At 74.7% G+C, this 2,967-nt stretch carries 5 protein-coding genes; 2 read left to right on the top strand and 3 right to left on the bottom strand.

Features of this window, described 5'->3' with window-relative positions; all coding sequences use genetic code 11:
- The coding region (locus ESO86_RS14590) for an aminotransferase class V-fold PLP-dependent enzyme (protein ID WP_129235641.1) at positions 1-408 on the top strand (408 nt) is incomplete at its 5' end.
- A gap of 91 nt (positions 409-499) precedes the next feature.
- The gene (locus ESO86_RS14585; protein WP_129235640.1) at positions 500-994 is read left to right on the top strand and encodes an FBP domain-containing protein; all 495 of its coding nucleotides are present in this window, start codon (positions 500-502) and stop codon (positions 992-994) included.
- 28 nt (positions 995-1,022) lie between these two features.
- Here the strand turns inward: ESO86_RS14585 and ESO86_RS14580 are convergent, their stop codons facing one another.
- The 3 genes from ESO86_RS14580 to ESO86_RS14570 all read right to left on the bottom strand — a co-directional run.
- Complete coding sequence (locus tag ESO86_RS14580; RefSeq protein ID WP_129235639.1) at positions 1,023-1,790, bottom strand: SGNH/GDSL hydrolase family protein; 768 nt, start codon at positions 1,788-1,790, stop codon at positions 1,023-1,025.
- An 85-nt stretch (positions 1,791-1,875) separates the two neighbouring features.
- Positions 1,876-2,061 carry a DUF1918 domain-containing protein gene (locus ESO86_RS14575; RefSeq protein ID WP_129235638.1) on the bottom strand — a complete coding sequence of 62 codons (186 nt, stop codon included), beginning with the start codon at positions 2,059-2,061 and terminating at the stop codon, positions 1,876-1,878.
- An 83-nt stretch (positions 2,062-2,144) separates the two neighbouring features.
- On the bottom strand, positions 2,145-2,967 hold an 823-nt coding region (locus ESO86_RS14570), incomplete at its 5' end, for a PucR family transcriptional regulator (protein WP_165307917.1).

Here is a 2,967-nt window from a genome sequence, read left to right as displayed (position 1 = left end):
CGAGCCGCCCACGAGGACGCGCTCGCCGCTCGGCTGCACGACGGGCTCGCGGCCCTGCCGGGCGTGCGCGTGCTGCGCGGGTTCGGCGACCTCGACGATCGGCTCGGGATCGCGACCATCGAGCTCGAGCGCGGATCGGTCGGGCTCGTGGCCGCCGCGCTCGCCGCCGAGCACGGGATCTCGGTCCGCGCTGGACGCTTCTGCGCGCACCCCTTCTTCGACCGCCTCGCGACCCGGGCGAACGGCCTCAGGGTCAGCCTCGGCGCGGGCTCGTCGGCCGACGACGTCGATCGCCTCCTCGACGCCCTCGCACGGCTCGTCGCCGACGGCCCGGAGCACGCCTACGACCGGACCCCCGCCGGATGGTGCCCGCGGACGGACGACCGCCCGCGCCCGAGCTTCGCCTGACACCCGAGCGCCCACGCGGGGGAGCCGGCATCGGCGCGCGCCCGGTGCTCGGGCCGACGCGCCTACACTGGTTCGGGTCGAAGGGGGTCGGATGCGTCCGCTCAGCGAGGACGAGCTCCGGTCGTCGTTCGTGAACGCGACCGATCGGGAACTCGAGGAGCTCGAGCTGCCGCTCGAGTACCTGCTGGTCGACTGGGAGCACGTCGACGCGCTCGCCTGGCGCGACCGGAAGGCCGGACGACGCGGCTACCTCGTGACGCTCATCGACGACGAGCCGGTCGGCATCGTGCTCCGGGCGGCGGACCCGCCGGCGTCGCGATTCCGCGCCGGGATGTGCAACCTGTGCCACACGCAGCAGCCCGCCAACCAGGTCACGATGTTCTCCGCACGACGCGCGGGCGAGGCCGGACGGAACGGGAGCACGGTGGGCACCTACGCGTGCAGCGACCTGTCGTGCCAGGAGAACGTGCGCCTGCACGCCCCGCTCGCGCCCGCCGAGGTGCGGAGCGGCTCGCACGCGTGGTCGCGCATCGACGGCCTCGCGCGCCGCACGCGCGCGTTCGTGCGGGGCGTGCTCGCCGACTGAGCCCGGCGCGTGCGGCGCGGTGCCCGGGTCAGGCGTCGAGCGCGACGGGCTCGAGCGTCGGACGCTTGGCCGTGCGGCCGTCGCCCGACGACCGCCCGGTGAGGCGGCGGCCGATCCAGGGCAGGACGTACTCGCGGTAGTACGTGGCGGTGTTGCGGCTCTTCCGTCCGGCGGGCGCGGCCGCGACCTCGGCGACGCCCCACTCGTCGGGCACGGGCACGCCGAGCGCGGTGAGCACGTTCGAGGCGACCTTCGCGTGACCCAGCGAGTTGAGGTGCAGCTTGTCGGCCGACCAGTACCGGATGTCGCGGAGCGACCGGTCGCTGAAGTTGTCGACGAACGTGACCCCGTCGAGCTGCGCCAGGTCCTGCAGTGCGACCGTGAGGCGCGCGCCGCGCGCGTCGAACACGCGGCCGAGCGGGAGGTGGTCGGTCGGGTTCGCGCCGCTCAGCATGAGCACGTGGATCCCGGCGTCGCGGATGCGGTGGATCGCCAGCCGGAAGCGGTCGGCCACCACCTCCTCGGGCATGCGCGGGCGCAGCATGTCGTTGCCGCCGCCGTTGAAGCTGATGACCTCCGGGCCGAGCGCGATCGCCGCGTCGAGCTGCTCGTCGATGATCGGGCCGAGCTTGCGGCCCCGGATCGCGAGGTTGGCGTAGCGCACCGGCTCCGGCGCGGCGGCCTTCGCGAGCCCGAGCGCGACGAAGTCGGCCCAGCCGCGGGAGACGCCGTCGGGCAAGTCGTCGCCGACGCCCTCCGTGAAGCTGTCGCCGATCGCCGCGTACGAGTGGAACATGGCCTCCACGCTATCGCGGGGAATCCGCCGCCCGGACGCTGCGCCCGCGCCGCATCACGCCGGCGGGTCGGGTCGGCGGGTCGGGTCAGTGGGCGTGCTCGAGCTCGCAGTCGGCGCCCGGGTACAGCAGCGCCTCATGTCCGTCGTCGAAGCGCACGAGGTAGGGCGGGCCGCCGTCGGCGCCGCGCACCTCGAGGACCTCGCCGTGCTTCTCCGCACTGCCCACCTGCTTGCCGTGGATGACCAGCCGGTCGCCGACCGTCGCCTGCATCGCGAACCTCCTCGTCCTCCCGTCAGGGTACGCCGACGCGCCCGGGGCCGGTAGGGTCTCCGACCTCCGGCGGACGGGCTGCGTCACTCGGTCGCGAGGAGGGCCGCCCACAGGTCGGCGCGTGCGTGGAATCCGGAGAGGTCGCGACCGAGGAGCTTCTCCGCGAGCGCGATCCGGCTGCGCACGGTGTGCCGATGCACCCCGAGCTCCTGCGCGGTCGCGTCGAACTGCCCGCCGTGCTCGAGCCAGGTCCGCGTGGTGTCCAGCAGCGTCGTGCCCTGCTCGCGGTCGTACTCGATGAGCGGCTCGAGCGTCGCGCGGGCGACCGCCTGCGCGTCGGTGCGGGCGAGGAACGCGAGGACGCCCTGCCGGCTGATGTCGTCGAACCACACCACGCCGGGTGCGGTCTCGCGCGCTCGCTCGACGGCCCGCAGCGCCTGCTCGTGCAGGCGGGCGAGTTCGCCGAGGGAGGCCGCGTCGGAGACGCCGACGGGCACGTCGAACTCGTTCGCGACCTCGTCGGCGACCTCGCGGTCCTCGTCCTCGCAGACGATGACGACCGATTCGCCGTCGCGGCCGAAGAACAGGCGCCCGTCGCGGTCGTCGACCCGGAGCTCGAGGAACTCCGCGAGGCGGTCGGCGTGCTCCGGCGGCAGGTCCGCCACCGCGACGCGCACCGGTTCCGCGGGCAACGGGCCCCACATCTCCGCGGAGACGTCGGCCGCGAGGTCGACGTCGCCGGCGAGCATCGACCGCAGCAGGCCCGAGCGGAGGTGCCCGCGCGCCCGGTCGAGGTCGCGGTTCTGCTCCAGCGCGAGCCCGGCGAGCGCGATGACCGCGGTCACCACCTCCCGGCCCGCCTGGTCGAGCTCGGGGGAGTCGCCGATGGCGAGCACGCCGCGCAGC

Source organism: Agromyces binzhouensis, from assembly GCF_004135055.1.
GTDB classification, from domain to species: Bacteria; Actinomycetota; Actinomycetes; order Actinomycetales; family Microbacteriaceae; genus Agromyces; species Agromyces binzhouensis.
Note: the sequence above shows the minus strand (reverse complement) of the source record. Positions and strands in the feature narration are given on the sequence as shown.